Raw genomic sequence first — 18,401 nt, 5'->3', positions numbered from 1 at the left:
AGATAGTGTGCAGACCACATCCGCCAGCAAGATATTCCAAGACAGCTTTCTTCTTTAATTCGGAGCTGTAAACGCGGTTCTTTTTTGTCGGGGCAAGACCCAAAGCACCCTCCTGTCGATATATCCGAGCCCATCTGGCTATTGATGCAGGTGCAACCTTGGCTCGTCTGGCGGCTTCCTCTCTTGAAATTTTCCCAGATACATACTCTCGAGTGATTTTAACTTTTTCAGTAACCTCTATTTTAGATTTTTGTGGCATAAAAATACTCCCTTCATGATGAACAGTGTTTGTTATTTCACTGTCTCTCATAAAGGGAGCATATCAAAACTTAAGGGATGTGCCTCTTTTTACAGAATACCACTTAAAGCTTTTCGCAGATCTCCTTGAGTAATGCTGCGGCTTTTTCATCATAGTTCTTTGCCTTTAGTATAAGCTTTGCAATCTCACGGCGAACCTCGGGCTGTGCAAACAGGCGCACGGTGGCTTCGTTCTGCTCAAATCCGCCCTTCAGTTCGTTCATCTTAAAGGTAGCCTGTGCGGCTTCTTTAAACAGCTTGGCGGCTTCCTCGCAGAGCTTTGCCACGGCTGGGTTTGTCTGCCCAACCCAGTTTAAGAAGTACGCGGCATACAAGCGCCCCTCACTCACCATCACCTGCGCGTCGGTCTGGCACACCAGCCGCTCAAACAACAGCGGAAGTATCGCATCTTTAGAGAATTCTGCGTCGTTTGTTATTGCAGCAGCCCACGCTTCATAGGCGGCAGGGCCACCCGCATACACTTGCTCGGTACTGCCATAGCGGTTTTTAATGGTAATACTGTCACGCGTCATAATATCAACCGCGTTTAAAAGAATCTCTTTTACAGAGGGCGGGGCCGCCTGCTCCTCCCCGATAGCCATCAGCATCAGGGTATCTTTGTTTTCCCACCAGCTCTTTGTTATGAAATAGCCTGTTTCGTGCAGCGTAACGCCCTTGGCGAAGTCAGGATTATTCTGGAAAAAATTCCACCCCATCAGGGTTTCGCCACCATCGGCATAGCCGGTGATAATGCAGGCCTCCGGCGGGCCGATGATTCCCTGTGCAATCAGCGGGCGGCCGTTATCGACTTCCTCTTTGATAAACGCCATAAAGCCTTCCTTGCTCGACTCCTCCCGCTGTAAAAACCTTACGCTGCGTCCTGCGGCTTTAAATGAGCGCTCAAATGCCTCCAGTGGGTTTTCATAGATACACTGGATATCCACGTTGCCGCCGTCCCACATACCTTTATTCCAGCGTAGGCGGAAAGAAGCGCCGGAGGACGCCATCACATAGCTGTAATCAATCATCTGTCCCATGTAGTTCAGGCAGGCCTTCAGGCTCGCGGGGAAGGGGGTGCATTCCTCAAAGGAGTATTCCACCTTGGGTACTCCGTAAAGGATACAGCTGTTGTCAGTTTTTTCAGTGCTTTTCATCGTCTGCTCCTCTTTGTTTGAACCAAGCATCAGAAGCGGGTACTTTTCTTTTGATACGGTTGGGGCAAACATTCCGGTGTTTAGCATGCCGCGCCCCACGGGTATTCCATTTTCACGAAACGTCTTGGGGGTATACCCGGTTTCACGTTTAAAGGCACGCGTAAAAACGTCGTAGCTGTCAAAGCCATATTCCCCCGCGATCGCCGTCAGGCTCTTGCGGGTATGCGCAACCTCAAATGCTGCGTTTGCAATCCTGCGCGAAAGGATATAGCTTGCGAGCGGGCGGTTGGTACATTCCCGAAAAACCTCACGGATATGACGGTAAGAGAAACCCATGGCCTTTTCAAGCTCAGCATAACAAATCTCATCCTTCACGCGCTTTTCAACATATGAGGATACCGACCATATAAAAGTAGAGTAATCCATTTTTGTCCCATCCTTTTGATGCAGGTTTTGAATTGGTTGAGCCAGCCTCCGGAAGCACCTCAACAGTTATTTCAATTGAAACTAACAATATTATACATGAGAAGAAATGCCGGTGCTCGACTTTTTTGACCTTCATTCGCTGCCAAAGCGCTTGTTTTGCCCTTTCTGCAAACATTTCTATTGTTAATGTAACTTTGTCACAGATAATTCTTTTGCTTCACGATACAATAATAACAAAGAAGCACTAATTGTTACATGTTTAACGAGCGGAAGAAAGAATTACCTATTTACTTTAGAAGGGAACGTGTGGTTATGAGTAAGATTTTAATCGTAGGCGGCGTTGCAGGCGGCGCTACGGCGGCGGCAAGGCTTCGCAGGCTGGATGAACACGCGGATATCATCATGTTCGAGCGCGGCGAGTACATCTCGTTTGCCAACTGCGGCTTACCTTATTATATTGGCGGGGATATTACCGAAAAATCGGTGCTCACCCTGCAAACCCCCGAAAGCTTTAAGGCACGTTTTAATGTGGATGTGCGCATCTATTCAGAGGTTATTGGCATCAATCGAAAAGAGAAAAACGTAAGGGTAAAAAACCTTAAAACCGGCGAGGAGTATACCGAGAGCTACGATAAGCTTATTCTATCCCCGGGCGCAGAGCCGGTTAAGCCTGCAATTGAAGGTGCCGGGAATGAAAAGGTTTTCACCCTGCGTAACATCCCCGATACCTATCGTATCAAGGATTACATCGAAACACATAATCCAAAGACTGCGGTAGTGGTGGGCGGCGGCTACATCGGCATCGAGATGGCCGAAAACCTCGCGCATGCCGGCGCTGCGGTTACTATCGTGGAGTTTGCAGACCATGTGATTGCGCCGCTTGATTACGACATGGCCTGCGACGTGCACAATCATATCCGCGAAAAGGGCGTAAGGCTTATCCTGAATGACGGCGTAAAGGCAATAGCACCCGAAGGTGACGGTTTGCGCGTAACCCTTGGCAATCAGGTGCTCACCGCCGAAATGGTGATTCTTTCGGTGGGCGTTCGTCCCGAAGGCAGCCTTGCCAAGGATGCGGGGCTTGACGTGAACCCTCGCGGCGCCATTTTGGTGGATAGCCACATGCGCACCGCCGATGATAATATCTATGCTGTGGGTGATGCGGTGGAGATTACCGACTTTGTAACGGGCGGCAAGGGCTATATCCCGCTGGCAGGCCCCGCCAACAAGCAGGGGCGCATCGCAGCAGACAACATCTGCGGCATAGAAACCAGCTATGGCGGCACACAGGGTACCGGTATCCTAAAGTGCTTTGACCTTACCGTCGCAACCACCGGAATCACCGAGGCAAAGGCAAAAGCTGAAGGGTTAAGCTACGAGAAATCCTATACCTATTCAGCCTCTCATGCCTCCTATTACCCCGGCGCCGTGAATATGTCTGTAAAATTGTTGTTTGAGGTCCCCACAGGCAGGATACTCGGCGCTCAGATTGTGGGCTACGAGGGAGTGGATAAGCGCATAGATGTTATTGCCACCGCCATGCGTGCAGGAATGACCGTATACGACCTTACGAGGCTTGAGCTTGCCTACGCGCCACCCTACTCCTCGGCGAAAGACCCGGTGAACATGGCAGGCTTCGTGGCGGAGAATATCCTTGAAAAGCGGGTTAAGGTTGCCCACTGGCACGAGGTTGCCACCCTGCCCAAGGACGGCAGCGTAACACTGCTGGATGTACGCACCGTGCCCGAGTATGAGAACGGGCATATCGACGGATTTGTAAACATCCCGCTGGATGAACTGCGTCAGCATCTTGATAAGCTTGATAAATCTAAGCCGGTGTATGCCACCTGTCAGGTTGGTCTGCGCGGCTATGTAGCCTGCCGTATCCTCTCGCAGATGGGTTATGACTGCTACAACCTGTCAGGCGGATACCGGCTATATAACAGCATTCTGGGCAAGAAGAACGCGCCGCTTAAAATGGATGTCAAGCTCAACAGCGAGACAATGGTGCCGATTGCCGCATCCTCCACTCATAAAATTAACGCCTGCGGCCTGCAGTGCCCCGGCCCCGTGATGAAGCTGGGCGAGGCCATCAGGAATGCGGCAGACGGCGATATCATCGAGATTAAAACCACCGACCCGGCCTTTGCCGCCGATGTGGAGGCTTGGTGCCGCCGCACCGGAAATACCTTTGGCGGGGTTAGCTCCGAAAAAGGGATTGCCACCGCGCTGGTAAAGAAGGGCGGCTCCAGTGTCTGCGCCACGGCGGGTGCTGGGGGCGACAACAAGAATATCATCGTCTTCTCGGGAGACCTTGATAAAGCGATTGCTTCGTTCATCATCGCAAACGCCGCGGCATCCATGGGGCGCAAGGTGTCAATGTTCTTCACCTTCTGGGGGCTTAATATCCTGCGTAAACCCGAGAAGGTAGCGGTGAAGAAGGACGTTATCAGCCGCATGTTCGGTATGATGATGCCCAGAGGTTCAAAGAAGCTCACGCTCTCTAAGATGAACATGGGCGGCATGGGTGCCAAGATGATCCGTGCGGTGATGAAGAACAAGAATATCGACAGCCTTGAGGATTTAATAAAGGCCTCCATTCAAAACGGCGTGGAGCTGATTGCCTGCACCATGAGCATGGATGTGATGGGTATTAAGCAGGAGGAACTTATCGAAGGCGTAAAGATGGGCGGTGCCGCCGCCATGCTGGCCAATGCCGAGGAATCGGATATGTCGCTGTTTATTTAAACCGTTAGTATAATATCTTAAAAAGCAAAAATATATCCAGGGGATGCTGCAAAACGAAAACTTTGCGGCATCCCCTTAAAACACCAAAAAACACCAAATTATTTTAGAAACATGCATGACTCCTTAAGTTAATACAAATAAAACCGATAATAGAAATAAGGAGGGATTGTAAATGATTGATAGAATATCCGCAAATCAGGCTACCGCTTACTATCAAGCAAACCGTAATGCAAGCAAAAACGCTTCAACGGCGGTACAGCAAGAAGAAAGCTCATCCAAAGACACCTTGAATATCAGTACATCCTCGGTGTCATCCGGCATTTATTCAAAGCCTTCCGGTGCAAAGGTTGACCGTGCAACCGTCAGCAAGCTGGAAGAAGAGGTAGCAAAGATTAAGGAAAACCTGCGCAGTTATGTGTTAAAGCTGATATCAAGCCAAGGTAATGCGCAAGCAATCACCATGGATACAGACGTCGTTACTCAGGCCAAGCAGGCGATTTCAGAAGATGGCGAATGGGGCATAAAAGCGGTTAGCGACAGAATTGTCGAGTTTGCCAAAGCCATCTCCGGCAACGATAAGTCCAAGCTGGAAACGCTTAAAGCGGCGATTGAAAAGGGCTTTCAGCAGGCCGGGGCTGCATTTAACAATCAGCTTCCCTCTATCTGCAGCCAAACTCACGATGAAGTTATGAAGAAGCTGGACGCATGGGTGAATGAAGACTAAGGGTTTTAGGCCGTTTTTTTGAGTTGTATGATAGAATGTTAAGGCGCTCAGTCGGCGTAAAGCTGCGTAGCCGCCATTTAAGTAAGCTGTAAAATATAATATAGTATTAATTAAGGGTATCACCGTCTTAACGATGATACCCTTAATTAAGTAGAAAACGATTCTAGCGCTTGGATTGTGAGAGATCAGAATTTATAATCGAGCCGTACGAATTTTTTACCGTTAGCAAGTGGAATTATTTCGGTATAAGTGTTCATATAAAGAATTGATTCCATCGTCGAATTAAGCCCCTGAATATCTATTTGATGGTGAACAGGCTGCAGCACTTCCAAAGCTTTAATGTAGGGGGATTCAGAGACAAATTCCGCTCCCTCATTAATCTGAATTACTGTGGATACATAGTGTGGCTTTATTTTTGCAATCTGCTTTTGAAAAGCCTCATATCCGATATACTCTATCACTAAATCGGCAATAACCAACTCGGCGTTTGGAAGCGTTGTATCCCGGCTGCATAGATCTGCACAGATTGGTTCAAAAATGCCTGATAAATCGGGATATCGTTTTTGACATTCTTCCAGATAGTCTGCATTTATGTCAACACCATATACTTTTTCCCGTTCGTTTACATTAACATGATTAAGGCCGTTGCCTCCGGCGATACCGAGTATCATTAACCTCGTAGCTTTATAATCATTTAATTGATGATACATAATATTATTTAATGTCTGGGCTTGATATACAGAGCTATGCATCATATGGCGCTCATAGTCATTAAGCGATACTTCTTTCCAAGGGTTATTCATCTGTCTTCCTCCAAAGTCGAGTATTATTTCATCGCAGTTTATCATGATTTGCACGCAGTTTCAAGTACAATTGAATAAAAGAGAATAAACCTCAATATTTAATCTTGACAAACTAACAGCGTTAGTTTACAATACAGTCAATTACTATGATATTGATTACTGAAAGGGGATGGGATTTTGCGCAAAGCACCAGGAAACAAGGAGAAAATCTTCTATACCGCCGTAAAGCTCTTTGCACAAAAGGGTTATGCCCCTGTTACCATGAGGGAGATTGCTGCAGAGGTAGGGATTAAAGCCGCCTCTATCTATAATCATTACGACAGTAAAGAATCGCTGCTTACCGCGATGGTGGAATACTTCCGCGATGCGCTCAATTCCCAGGTGTTTCCTTCTTTCGAGGAGCTTCGCAGTTTGCCACCCAGAGAATATCTGCTCGGTACAATGAACAGTACCGAAAGGATGTTTACAGACCCAGTGCTGCGGGAAATTTCAGCTATTCTGGTTAAGGAGCAGTTTACCAATAAAACGGTGCGCTTGCTGCTGTTGACTGAGCTCATTCAAAAGCCGCGCGAGGCCTTAACAGAATATTTTACCTCGATGATATCCGGCGGAAGGATGAAACAAATAAACCCAACGCTCGCTGCCAAGGAATACCACGCCTACTTTATCTATCGTTTTTACGAAAACAGCCTGCGGATAGACAGCGGGGCTCAGGAGTTTTATAAAGATGAAGACGAGCAGGCCGCACACCTCAACCTGTTTTTGGAGCACTTTCAATTGGAGGATACGGATAAAAAATAATTTGCAGGCTGCGGGAAGCTTCTGACCAAAGAATAACCTAACCCCCCAATAAACTCTAGGAGGAAATTGACACTATGAGTAACGCGTTGATTGTTTTTGCAAGTAAGTACGGCACCACCCAAAAAATCGCACAAAAGATCGCGGCCGGAATAAAGGCAACAGCGGTTTGCTACGATTGTAAAACAGGAACAATGATATCAGCCGATTCGCAGCAAAACGTTAAACAGGTGAATCTGGCGGGCTACGGTACAATAGTATTAGGTTCAGCCATGTATATGGGCATGCCGATTTCCGCGTTTAAAAAGTTTTGTGCCGCGCACGAAAAAGAGCTTTTAAGCCATCCGGTGGCCCTTTTTACCTGTGGCGTGGGAACCAGCCAGGAGGATGAGGGCTACCTGCGTAAGGCGTTGCCCGCTGCGCTTAACAGTCATGCAGCAAGCTATGCACATCTTGGCGGGGATGTTGTACCTGAGCGTATGAATGCCTTTGAACGGATGGCTATGAAGGAGTATGTAAAGCAGCATGGTCCCGCCGCAGGAATCAACGAGCAGGCGATAGCCGAGTTCTGCATTGCTCTGAATAAGCTAACCGGAAGCCTATAGCTTTACAAGTACGTTAACCAGTAAGGAGGGAAGGTATGTCCGTTGTATGGAACCTGTGGCACGGCTGCCATAAGCTGAGCGCGGGTTGCGCACACTGCTATGTGTACCGTACTGATGAGCGCCACAACCGTGATGCCTCAAGGGTTGCCAAAACCGGAGACTTCAACCTCCCCCTGCGCAAGAACCGGTCGGGTGGGTATAAAATCCCCTCCGGGGAGCTGGTGTATACCTGCTTTACATCCGACTTTCTGTTGGCCGACGCTGACGAGTGGCGCGATGAGGCGTGGCAGATGATGAAACAACGCGATGATTTAAAGTTCATGTTCATAACCAAACGCATCGACCGTCTGGCCGATTGCCTGCCCGATGACTGGGGCGAGGGCTACCCCAATGTACAAATCGGCTGTACGGCAGAGAATCAGGAACGCGCCGATTACCGACTGCCTATCTTTATAAAGCTGCCTATCCGCAGCCGCATTATCATCTGCGAGCCGCTGCTGGAGGGGATAAACCTCTCCCCCTATCTGGGCCCGTGGATAGACGGTGTCGTGGTAGGCGGCGAGTCGGGCAGTGAGGCACGGCTGTGTGATTACGATTGGGTGTTGAGCCTGCGGCAGCAATGTGTAGAGCAGCATGTTCCATTCCACTTTAAACAGACCGGCGCAAGGTTTAAGAAGGGCGAAAGGATATACAATATAGAACGGAAATTTCAGCACACCCAAGCCGGGAAGGCCGGAATAGACTATACACCGGATGGCTTTAAAGAAATTGAAATTAGTACTTGACTTTATCATTATGGTAAGGTGTACGGTACCATTTCCATGCTTACGATGCTATCTGTGCTTGGCTGGCAGGGCACCCCGAATACAAGGTTTGCGGAGCACCGATTGAACGCTATATTAAGGATGAGCGTTACACCCAAAGCCCGGAGGAATACAGCCAGCCGGGCGTGAATCATGCTGCAGTCCTGCCGCCGCCCGGTCTATATCTTCGTGATATCAACCATCGCCGGATACAGCATTTTCAGCAGGCTGTCGTCCGTCTTAAAAACCGACCTTGGCCTTGTCACCTTTCGTAGCCGTCGGTTGAAACCCTCGATGATGTTTGTTGTGTAAATGAATTTCACACATCCTGAGGATACTTAAAGTATGTATAAAACGTTTATTGTGGTGCTTGAATTTTACAATTCAATGAAGGTTTACATAAACTTCGGGGTCGACTGTTGGAAACAGGAGATTTGAATAAAACAAAAAAGCCTAATTACTTAGGCTTTTTTGTTAATTCACAAGTATGTCGCAAAAGTCAGCGAAGAACAAGGCATCCTGATATCCGTACTGGACGAGGTGTTTGGCAGAACCCCGAAGGAGAAGAAGCCCACTTCCCCCATCAGCAAAGCTTTTAGAGCTGCTGCCGAGCGTAAGGAAGTTGCTGAATACTTTGTGGGCAAGAACAAGAAAGAGGTTGAGGAAATCATAGTTGAGGCGCTCAAGTTATATCATGCTGCGAAAAAAGAAAAGGAGGCAATAGACTAAATGCAAAATCAAAACATTCCAATCAATGTCGGTGACACCTTGTTTTTTGAGCATGGTGACCAATGCATTGTTATGATATATTTTGGTTTTGGGATCACCTATGCAAGCATCGGGGAAATAGTTGTGCTCAATAGGCATTTCAGAGGATAGGTTTCTTGATGATGTGGTCCCCCAAAAAGATATTGCCGATTCTTTCAACTCAACAAAATTAAACCATGAAAGAAATATATATTCGATAATCAATATTAAATAGCAAATAACTAAGATGGCTTTAAACTTTGGCCTTGGTAACTCTTTTATAAGCTTTTTACACTCAAAACAAGTACCATCTGTAAGTGGAGCACCGCAATACTGACAAAACAATTTACGTCTCATAACTTCACCTTTATAAGATAGCCGTTATACAACAGTACAGGAATATGCAACTAAAAATATTATACTCCCCCATATTTACCATGTCAATTTATGTATAAAAATGTCCGCAGTAAAAAACTGCGGACATGTATAAATTACATATTTTTCTTGCATTCCATAAAGCTTTATGCTAATATCGAATTAATCAACAAAATCCCCCCATAGCCTGTACACTGCTACCAACAGAGCACAGGCTTACGCCAATAAGATGTAGGAACCATCTTAAAGACTTATGGAAGGTGTTTTGCGTGCTATTATTGTAGCACGAGAACATATACCTGAACAAGCCTTTTAGATGTTGCTCTTCAAAAGACATCTGAAAGGCTTCTCTTTTGCTTGAAACGCTTATAGCGTTCAAGATACACCAGCAACCTGTGTTGTATTACTGTCAACATCAGTTGCTGACCGCTGCAGATATGAGCTAGACGCCAATTCTGCAACCGAATTGTATTTCAGCACCTTGAAAAACGATGGCAGGCACTTCGTAATGGAACTAACATCACGATTGTGGATAACCTGTTATCCAAAGTGCATGATAAGCTTGTTAAGCTGTGTGCGGGGGTGATGAGCCGTCGAAGCGGGTTGGAAAGTCTGCGATGATCCACACAGTGAAATAATGATACTTCTGCCTAGCCACAGACATCGCAATGGGGGCAGCTTGCCCGGACGGGGGAGAACACCAAGACATCTTAGTGTTATGTGACCTAATGTAAGGCGGTTTATTATGCTATATTTCTATATTGTGTTGAAGAGCAGGTTTATACTTATATACTGTTTCTGTTTATAATCGTTATACCACAAAAAAGCCTAATCACTTAGACTTTTCTGTGATAAAACAAATATATATGCTGGTTGCGGAACTAGGATTCGAACCCAGACAAACAGAGTCAGAGTCTGTCGTGCTACCTTTACACAATTCCGCATTATTCACAGGCGACGAAATATATTATACTTTTCTTCGTTATAATTGTCAACACCTTTTTCTAATTTCAAGCGCATTTTTTCGCTTTGTCCTTGTTTTTACACAACGCACATTGTATAATTGGGTAAATCATATTATCCCCTGTGTTAATAGGCTTTTTCGTTTAAAAAGGAATTCCTGAGAGGTATAAAAATCAATGCAATTCATCACTGAAACTCAATCCGTCTGGCAGAGACTGGTACAAGCCGATAAGCCCATCGTACTGTACGGCATGGGCGACGGTGCCGTTAAAATACTGCGTGTCTGCAGCCGGTATGGGGTAAAAGTAGCCGACATCTTCGCAAGTGACAGCTTTGTTCGCGGTCACAGCTTTGAAGGCTATCGTGTGAAACGACTTTCCGAAATTGAGGACCTTTACGGCAATTTTATAATTCTGGTAGCCTTTGCGGTTCATGACGAACCAATGATGAACCGGCTTTACGAGCTAAGCGAGCGCTACGAGCTGTATGTGCCCGACGTACCGGTAGCGGGGGAGGGCCTTTTTACCCCCGAATACGCCTATGCGCATAAGCAGGAGTTCGAAACGGTGTATAACTTGTTGGCTGATGAGCAATCAAGAAAGGTATTTAACGATGTGCTTAATTATAAAATAAGCGGCGAGCTTTCGTATATTAAGAACTGTACCACCCAAAAGGATGAAGCCTACCGCCAAATCATACAGCCTCGGCAGGATGAGCGCTATGTGGATTTAGGTGCCTACGACGGCGATACCATCCGTGAATTGTTAAGCTATACCGCAGGGCAGTTTGAGAACATTACTGCGTTTGAACCGGATGTTAAAAATCATAAGAAACTGGTCACCAAGCTTTCCGAAACACTTGTTCGGGAGGATTATCAACGTATACAAGCGCTCAATATCGGTGCACACTGTGAAGAGACGACGCTGTATTTTCAGGGCAGGGCAGGGCGAAATTCTGCGCTCTCTCAGAATGCTCAAGCTCCAAAGACTATTCCTGTTACGGTAAATTCGGTGGATAATGTCCTTAATGGCGCAAAGGCTACCCTCATCAAATTTGACGTGGAGGGCGCAGAACACAATGCGCTGCTTGGCTGTGCAGAAACCATTCGTCTATACGCACCAAGGCTGATTGTCTCTGCCTACCACCGCAACGAGGATCTGTTTGATCTACCCCTTTTGGTGCACAAGCTCAACCCGCAGTATCGCCTGTATTTCAGGCATCACCCCTATATCCCGGCATGGGATACCAACCTGTACGCTATTTAATGGCTGTTATATCTTTTGATGAATATAAAATTATCCTGCCGATATTGAAGGGGAGGTAACCGATGGCAAAGATATGTACCATAAAATGCGGCTATGTAAGTTGCTATCTGATTGTCGAAAGTGATACGCTGGTTCTGGTGGATACCGGAAACAAGGGGGATTTTAAGCGGATTATCCGCCAGATTAACAAGCTCGGCTTTTCGCCCGAGGATATCTCACTCATCTTTCTAACCCACGGGCACATGGATCATGCAGGATGTGCTAACCGCCTGAAGGAGCGATACGACATCCCCATTGCCATGGCGGAGGCGGATGTGAACGCAACCCGCCCTATGGAGGGACGCGGTTCTATCGGGCGGATGCTAAAACTGCTGTCAAGAACCAGCCTGAACACCAAAAACAACATTATGCCGGATATACTGTTGGAGGAGGGGGCAGACCTTTCCCGTTATGGCTTGTATGCAGACGTGTTGTCGCTGCCGGGGCATACCCAAGGCTCAATGGCGCTGCTGTTTGATGATGGGAAGTTCATTGCGGGGGATATCTTTATGAATATGTCTTCGCCGTCAATAGCCCACATTGCGGAGGATTACCCAACCCTAGAACAGAGCGTCGGCAGGCTTAGAAAGCTACATCCTGCGGTGGTATATCCCGGTCATGGTATGCCGTTCGGTTATTCAGAACTGCCGCAATCCTTAATGGGGAAAAAGGATCTCCCCCAGAAATAACAGTGTAAAGAACAAACCGACAATGGTTGTTATAAATATCAACACAGACCGTTCCTTACTTTTTAAAACCGCAATCAGCCCAGTGATAAAAGAAGCTAACGCACAGGCAATAGCGAAGACCATAGGAATAGCAATGGGCAGGTTGTCAAAGATCGTCTGGCTTGCTACATACCCCTGCCAATCTGAGATTAAGATACTTGCTCCCAGTAACAAAAAGAATAACAGTAGCAGCGACGCCGCGCAGATGCCAAGCTTGGATTTAGGCAGCAGGGTAATCTTCATTCCATTCATTCCTTTCAAATGGTATTGATAATAATACTTGACTGTGCCCTTGGGGAACGGTTTATCATGGTGTCGAGGTGATAGATAATGCAGATTCATGAGTTATGTACCAGATGCCATGTTACCAAAAAAGCCGTGGAGTATTATATCGGCGAGGGGCTACTCTGTCCCCAACTGACTGAAAACGGCTACCGACGCTTTTCCGATGAGGATGCAGCTACGGTAGATAAGATTACCCTTTTACGCAGATTGGGCATGAGTGTAGCCGATATCCGCTCTTTCCTTTCAAATGGCGATAAAAACACTATTGTAAATGCACTGAAGGAAAGCCAATTAAAGTTGATAGAGCAGGCGCGCGACAGGCGGGATTGCCTTGATATCCTGCTTCAAAACGGATGTGAGCTGGAAGCCTGCTCCGGTTTAATCAGTGGCAGACTGGGGGAGCCTGAACAGATTCTCGAAAAACTGCGGTTGGCATTCCCGGGTGATTACGGCCTGTTTTTAAGCGTACATTTCGGACGTTACCTGAATTTCGGTATCGATAGTGAGGAAAAGGCCGAGGCCTACCAAAGGATACTTGATTTTTTGGATACAGCACCCAAACTGGAGTTCCCGGAAGATTTGAAAGGTATGTTGGAGAATATGCTTCAAGGCTCGCCGGAGTCTGCTCAGTCAATGGATAACGCCATGATGAATGCCTTTGAGAATTTTGACGGATTCATGAAGGATAAACAAGATTTTATCAAGCAGTACCTTGAATACCGAACCTCCGAAGACTATCTGTCCGGGCCTGTTTGCAGAATGCAGAATATCCTAAAGCAGTTTATGCAGAGCAGCGGGTATTATGATGTTTTTTTCCCCAATCTGATGATACTCAGCGATTCCTATAGCGCTTATCATACCAAGCTTACCGCGCTTAATGATGAAATGCTGGCGAAATATCCCGAACTTTCAGCATTAACTCAATCATAGTACAAAACCCGCCCCCAATAGGGAGCGGGTTTATATGTTATTTAGAAATTCGTCCACCGCCCGCATATACGCATCGGGATCAGCAGCATAAACATCGGGGTGTGCGGCATATTTGTGAATATACAGCCGGTCATGCGGGTTGCCCCGCTTTTGAAACATCTCCTCAGCGCCGCAGCAGTCGATAATATGATCTCCTTTTGAGTGGATAAACAGCACCGGAATACTCCTACCTTCGTTGAGTGCTGTTTCAATCGGGTTTACTGCGTCCAACACAAAGCCGCAGCGCCTCCTCACCATGCGGCGGACAAGCGGGTAGAAGAGTTTAACCGGTACATGGTAGCGCTGAAGCCTGCCGGATATAAATGTGCGAAGCGTAGCAAAGGTGCAATCAGCCACAATAAAGCGGATATTCTGGTTAAGGCTTGGGTAACAAAGCGCCGTTGCGCCCCCTAACGAGTGCCCCATCAGGCCAATTTCACAATCGTTTCCCAACCGCTCCTGCAACAGCTGCACCCATCGGTGCAGATCACGGCTTTCATACAATCCGTAAGTAGGAAAACGGCCCTCGCTTTTACCATGGGCGCGCTGGTCATACACCAGTACGTTATAACCGTTCTGTATAAATATCGGCGCATACTGCAGCGCCATCATATGGTTTGCACGGTAGCCGTGCACGACAATCACCACGCGTTTTGATTCAGGGTATTGGTTTACATAATATCCTGATAGTCTTAGGCCATTCTCACTTTGCACAGTCAGTTTTTCAAGCGGCAGCTCATCGGTTGACGGAATATTCTTCTGCTTGAGAATGTTAGCCGATTCTGCCTCTGTCTGCTTCTTCATGGCAAAGATAAAATGGAAGATCAGCGCAGTTGCGGCCCACAATATAAGAACTACCCCACCGATGATTGAAATGACTATCAGTGGAGTGTTCATTATTTCAGCTCCCCCTTGTCTTCACTCAACAGCTTTTCACGATAGGTTTTCGCGGCCTGTTCGGTTTTGTTCTCACCAAAGGTATAGTAACGCGCATCCTTTATATTGTCCGGCAGATATTGCTGCGCGGTGTAATCATTTTTATAGATATGCGGGTATTTATAGGTCAGCCCGCGCCCAAGCTTGCCTGCACCGCTGTAATGGGTATCCTTCAGGTGCAGGGGGATATCGCCCACATCGGTGGTCTTAATCGCCTCGGTGGCGGCGTCGATGGCACAGATGACAGAGTTGGATTTGGGTGCGGTGCACAGCAAAATCACCGCCTGTGCCAGCGGAATGCGCGCCTCCGGTAAGCCAAGCTGATTGGCACTGTCCACACACGCCTTTACAATGGTAATCGCTTGCGGGTAGGCAAGCCCGATATCCTCACACGCCGTTACCAGCAGCCTGCGGCAGGGGGAGATCAGGTCGCCCGCCTCCAGCAGCCTTGCCAGATAGTGCAGCGCCGCGTTTTCATCCGAGCCGCGGATGGATTTCTGAAAGGCCGATAAGATATCATAATGCGCGTCACCGTCACGGTCATACCGCATCGCGCTCTTGCCGGTAATCTCACTTACGTCGCTTAGTGTCACGATTCGCTTGCCATCCTGTAATGGCGCGGCAAGGGCTAAAAGTTCTACTGCGTTGATGGCCTTGCGCACATCCCCGCCGCAGGTACCCGCAATGGCTTCGGGTACCCCTTTTTCAAGGGTGTAGTCCTCGTTGCGCTCTTTGCCGATAATCCCGAACGCACGGTGGACTGCCTGTTGCACATCGGAGGCTTGCACGGGCTTAAACTCCATAACGGTGCAGCGGCTTAGAATAGCGCTGTAAATATAAAAATAAGGGTTTTCGGTTGTGGAGGCTATCAGCGTGATACGCCCGTTTTCAATGTATTCCAACAGCGACTGCTGCTGCTTTTTGTTCAGGTACTGAATCTCATCCAGATACAGCAACACACCGCCTGCACCTGCAATGGTATCCAGTTCGCTCACGATATCCTTTATATCCGAAACCGAGGCGTTGGTGCCGTTTAGCTTGTGCAGACGCTTGCCGGCAGCCTGCGCGATAATACGCGCAACCGTGGTTTTGCCCACGCCGGACGGCCCGTAGAAGATCAGGTTTGGAATCTCTCGGGTTTCGATAATGCGCCGCAGAACCTTACCCTTACCGAGAAGGCGTTGTTGCCCCACTACATCGTCGATGGTTTCAGGGCGTATTTTATCCGCAAGCGGTGCCGGCATGTGCAGTCCTCCATACATATGGTAAGTTGTTATCCCTATTTTAGCACATATGTTCTTTTTGTACAACAAGAATTACCGCACAGGGCACAAGCATCCGGCCCTGTGCGGTAATTCTTAATCTGCTATGCCGTTTAACAAAAAACCCATTAGCTCAAGGTATTCGTTTTTCATCTGCTCATATAATTCATCAGTCATGGGGCGGGATAGGATAATGGGCATGTACTTCTGCTCCAATACCCCGATTACCGCCGAAACCAGCTGCATGGCGGCCTGCTTGGAGACCTGCGGCTTAAGGTTAAGCTTTTGTATAAGCGAGGTGATAATTTCGGCAGACATTGCCGTAAGCTCGGCATACCGTACCGAAAACTCCGCCTTTACGTCGTCGGGCGTATTCATAAAAGCGCCAATCATCAGGTGATAGTGCAAGGGGTGCTCTTCAAAAAAACGTAGCTTACGGCTGCCGTAAGCCGAGATAGCCTCACCAAAGCTCATGCCATCTGTAGAAAAACCGTCAAAAAGCTTCAGTACGTCGGATATGCACTGCTCCACGCACAGAATATATAGGTTCTTTTTTGAACCGAAGTAGTGAAACAGCAGCCCCTTAGAAACCCCTGCCGTCTCGCAGATGCGGTTTGTGTTTGCCTTGTCGTAGCCATACTGCGCGAATTCGGCAAAGCAGGCGTTAAGAAGCTCCTGCTTTTTGCTGTTATCCATCAGGTCTTTAAATCCTTTCTACGGTACAGGCAGAAAGCAAGCGTTACCGAGGCTGCCATTATGATGAAGCCGGTAAGCATTCTGCCGGTGTAAAAGCCGTGGTGAAGCACTTCAAAAGGCATTGCATAATCAAGCGGCGAAAGGTAAACAAGGTTCTTCACCCACCCGGCGTATTCGGCAAATGATTTAGAGAAGATACCTAAAATATAGGTAATAAACACTAACCCCACAGCGGCTCCGGTTGCCTGACGGCTGCTTTTGAGCACCACCGATATAAGCAGACCAAGGCACAGAAATACAAACCCACCAACCATTGTTCCTGCCAGCAGCTGCTTAAAATCGGCCATCACCGTAACCAGTTCAGTGCCTTGAGGTTTAAGCACAACAAACAGAATGCCCGAAACGATGCTGATTCCGATATTCAGTGACAGATATATCGCTGCCGCAGCCAGCAGTTTTTCGGTGATAATCCGCGTTCTGGTTACCGGTTGCGCGTACAGATATTCTATCGTACCGTCACTTTCTTCCTTTACCAGAGCCTGTGCACCCAGGAGTGCCGCAAAGATGCCGCCCGCAACGGCAATATACTGAAAGATATAGGAGTAATAATCCAGAATCTTTGTGAAATCGGGTACATCCGTAAGGCCAACCGCTTCTTTCAAATCATTGGGCAACGCGTCCAGCTTGGTTTGTATTAGATCTTTCATCGCGTCTGAACCCATTGTAGGGAAGAGTGACATGAACAGTACCAATACCAGCGAGAGAATACCAAGCCACAGTAATAAGCCCTTGAAGTTTGCCTTGAATTCCAGCTTGAATACGTTCATCGTTCGGTGCCTCCTTTATAGTAGGATAAAAACCGCGTTTCAAGGCTGGGCTTCTCAACGGTGAAATCCAACGCGTGGCACTCGCTGATGACCTGCGCCAGCCGTGCGGGGTCGCCCTTGTACAGCACAAGAACCTTTCCATTTTCCTCCGAAAGTACTGTTGCCTCCGAGTTCAGCATCGGCTCTATGCTCTGAGCGTTAAAAAGGGCAACGAGCTTTTCAGGCTGTTGCTGCAGGGTAAAGTCCTCAATGCCAATAATCTCGCCCTCCTTAATAAAGGCAGCCTTGGAACAGTGCTCCTGCACCTCAGTCAGGTTGTGGCTCGAAAGAAACACCGTGGTACCGCGGCTACAGCTTTCTTTCAGCACCTCAAACAGTGTTCGCTGCATCAGTGGGTCAAGCCCGCTGGTCGGCTCATCCAACACAATAAGCTCCGGTTCAAAGCAAAGCGCGCTTACGATTGCAACCTTTTTTCGGTTACCGAGTGAAAGCTCACCCAGCCGCTTGTTTTGCTCTATCTCAAACAGTGTGCACAGGCGGTTTAATTCTTCCACATCCGTTTTTTTGTGAAAAGCCATTGTGGTTTTAAAGAGCTCATCCGCCTTCATATCGGCGTAGTACCGCACCTCGCCGGGTACATAGCCGGTTATCTGCTTTATTTTTGCGGTATCCTTAATACTGTCCATCCCAAGTACCTCAACGCTGCCGCCCGAGGGAAAGATAAAGTTAAACAACAGCTTGATAGTAGTAGATTTACCCGCCCCGTTGGGGCCGATAAAGCCAAAGAATTCGCCCTTTTGAATCTCAAGATTCACATTCTTAATACCGCGGGCACTGCCATAGTTTTTTGTAAGCTCATGCAGTGTGATGGCATTCACATTAACACCCCCAACATGAATTGACCTATCGGTCAATATCATAATAGCACACATTGACCGGTTGGTCAATACC

General features: G+C 47.6%; 18 protein-coding genes, 1 tRNA gene and 1 pseudogene. 9 read left to right on the top strand and 11 right to left on the bottom strand.

Going from position 1 to position 18,401, the window contains the following annotated elements:
- Positions 1-259 (bottom strand): helix-turn-helix domain-containing protein (locus BLR50_RS10815; RefSeq protein ID WP_162840410.1); only part of this gene is annotated, 259 nt, incomplete at its 3' end.
- Positions 260-362: 103 nt separating this feature from the next.
- Complete coding sequence (locus tag BLR50_RS10810; protein WP_092641952.1) at positions 363-1,877, bottom strand: helix-turn-helix domain-containing protein; 1,515 nt, start codon at positions 1,875-1,877, stop codon at positions 363-365.
- A 312-nt stretch (positions 1,878-2,189) separates the two neighbouring features.
- On the opposite strand from BLR50_RS10810, the gene BLR50_RS10805 reads away from it, so the two are divergent.
- Both BLR50_RS10805 and BLR50_RS10800 read left to right on the top strand, forming a co-directional pair.
- Positions 2,190-4,625 (top strand): DsrE/DsrF/DrsH-like family protein, encoded by a 2,436-nt coding sequence (locus BLR50_RS10805; protein WP_092641950.1) that lies wholly within the window; start codon positions 2,190-2,192, stop codon positions 4,623-4,625.
- Positions 4,626-4,797: 172 nt separating this feature from the next.
- Positions 4,798-5,349, top strand: coding sequence for a hypothetical protein (locus tag BLR50_RS10800; RefSeq protein WP_092641947.1), 552 nt, complete (start codon positions 4,798-4,800; stop codon positions 5,347-5,349).
- Between the two features lie 185 nt (positions 5,350-5,534).
- On the opposite strand, the gene BLR50_RS10795 is transcribed toward BLR50_RS10800, so the two are convergent.
- Positions 5,535-6,152 (bottom strand): class I SAM-dependent methyltransferase, encoded by a 618-nt coding sequence (locus tag BLR50_RS10795; RefSeq protein WP_092641944.1) that lies wholly within the window; start codon positions 6,150-6,152, stop codon positions 5,535-5,537.
- Positions 6,153-6,329: 177 nt separating this feature from the next.
- Between BLR50_RS10795 and BLR50_RS10790 the strand changes: the two genes are divergently transcribed.
- The 3 genes from BLR50_RS10790 to BLR50_RS10780 all read left to right on the top strand — a co-directional run bounded on the left by BLR50_RS10790 (position 6,330) and on the right by BLR50_RS10780 (position 8,340).
- Positions 6,330-6,953, top strand: coding sequence for a TetR/AcrR family transcriptional regulator (locus BLR50_RS10790; RefSeq protein ID WP_092641942.1), 624 nt, complete (start codon positions 6,330-6,332; stop codon positions 6,951-6,953).
- 74 nt (positions 6,954-7,027) lie between these two features.
- Positions 7,028-7,555 (top strand): flavodoxin domain-containing protein, encoded by a 528-nt coding sequence (locus BLR50_RS10785; RefSeq protein WP_092641939.1) that lies wholly within the window; start codon positions 7,028-7,030, stop codon positions 7,553-7,555.
- Positions 7,556-7,590: 35 nt separating this feature from the next.
- Entirely contained in the window at positions 7,591-8,340 is a 750-nt protein-coding gene (locus BLR50_RS10780; RefSeq protein WP_092641936.1) for a DUF5131 family protein, read from the top strand.
- Positions 8,341-8,549: 209 nt separating this feature from the next.
- Here the strand turns inward: BLR50_RS10780 and BLR50_RS14320 are convergent.
- A pseudogene (locus BLR50_RS14320) lies at positions 8,550-8,678 on the bottom strand (transposase); the annotation flags it as partial.
- Between the two features lie 151 nt (positions 8,679-8,829).
- Between BLR50_RS14320 and BLR50_RS10775 the strand changes: the two are divergent.
- Positions 8,830-9,087 (top strand): hypothetical protein, encoded by a 258-nt coding sequence (locus BLR50_RS10775; protein ID WP_092641933.1) that lies wholly within the window; start codon positions 8,830-8,832, stop codon positions 9,085-9,087.
- Positions 9,088-10,350: 1,263 nt separating this feature from the next.
- Here BLR50_RS10775 and BLR50_RS10770 read toward each other — a convergent pair.
- Positions 10,351-10,424, bottom strand: a tRNA-Gln gene (locus tag BLR50_RS10770).
- 195 nt (positions 10,425-10,619) lie between these two features.
- On the opposite strand from BLR50_RS10770, the gene BLR50_RS10765 reads away from it, so the two are divergent.
- Positions 10,620-11,708, top strand: coding sequence for an FkbM family methyltransferase (locus BLR50_RS10765; protein ID WP_092641930.1), 1,089 nt, complete (start codon positions 10,620-10,622; stop codon positions 11,706-11,708).
- Positions 11,709-11,770: 62 nt separating this feature from the next.
- The gene (locus tag BLR50_RS10760; protein ID WP_092641927.1) at positions 11,771-12,436 is read left to right on the top strand and encodes an MBL fold metallo-hydrolase; all 666 of its coding nucleotides are present in this window, start codon (positions 11,771-11,773) and stop codon (positions 12,434-12,436) included.
- Here the strand turns inward: BLR50_RS10760 and BLR50_RS10755 are convergent.
- Positions 12,404-12,718, bottom strand: coding sequence for a hypothetical protein (locus BLR50_RS10755; protein ID WP_092641923.1), 315 nt, complete (start codon positions 12,716-12,718; stop codon positions 12,404-12,406). The two genes, BLR50_RS10760 and BLR50_RS10755, sit on opposite strands and share 33 nt — an antisense overlap.
- 87 nt (positions 12,719-12,805) lie before the next feature.
- On the opposite strand from BLR50_RS10755, the gene BLR50_RS10750 reads away from it, so the two are divergent.
- Positions 12,806-13,690: a MerR family transcriptional regulator gene (locus tag BLR50_RS10750; protein WP_092641920.1), complete on the top strand. Its 885-nt coding sequence runs from the start codon at positions 12,806-12,808 to the stop codon at positions 13,688-13,690.
- A 30-nt stretch (positions 13,691-13,720) separates the two neighbouring features.
- On the opposite strand, the gene BLR50_RS10745 is transcribed toward BLR50_RS10750, so the two are convergent.
- From BLR50_RS10745 to BLR50_RS10725, 5 genes are all read right to left on the bottom strand, one after another.
- A complete protein-coding gene (locus tag BLR50_RS10745) occupies positions 13,721-14,626 on the bottom strand; it encodes an alpha/beta hydrolase (RefSeq protein WP_092641917.1) in 906 nt (301 codons plus the stop codon).
- Positions 14,626-15,909, bottom strand: coding sequence for a replication-associated recombination protein A (locus BLR50_RS10740; protein WP_092641914.1), 1,284 nt, complete (start codon positions 15,907-15,909; stop codon positions 14,626-14,628). The genes BLR50_RS10745 and BLR50_RS10740 overlap by 1 nt, the downstream gene beginning before the upstream one ends.
- Before the next feature lie 114 nt (positions 15,910-16,023).
- Entirely contained in the window at positions 16,024-16,623 is a 600-nt protein-coding gene (locus BLR50_RS10735) for a TetR/AcrR family transcriptional regulator (protein WP_092641911.1), read from the bottom strand.
- Positions 16,623-17,450 carry an ABC transporter permease subunit gene (locus BLR50_RS10730; RefSeq protein WP_092641908.1) on the bottom strand — a complete coding sequence of 276 codons (828 nt, stop codon included), beginning with the start codon at positions 17,448-17,450 and terminating at the stop codon, positions 16,623-16,625. Before BLR50_RS10730 ends, BLR50_RS10735 begins: the two co-directional genes overlap by 1 nt.
- Complete coding sequence (locus BLR50_RS10725; RefSeq protein ID WP_162840409.1) at positions 17,447-18,328, bottom strand: ABC transporter ATP-binding protein; 882 nt, start codon at positions 18,326-18,328, stop codon at positions 17,447-17,449. The genes BLR50_RS10730 and BLR50_RS10725 overlap by 4 nt, the downstream gene beginning before the upstream one ends.
- Between the last annotated feature and the right edge of the window lie 73 nt (positions 18,329-18,401).

This window comes from Acetanaerobacterium elongatum, assembly GCF_900103835.1.
Lineage (GTDB): Bacteria > Bacillota > Clostridia > Oscillospirales > Ruminococcaceae > Acetanaerobacterium > Acetanaerobacterium elongatum.
This window is presented reverse-complemented; position numbering and strand designations above follow the sequence as displayed.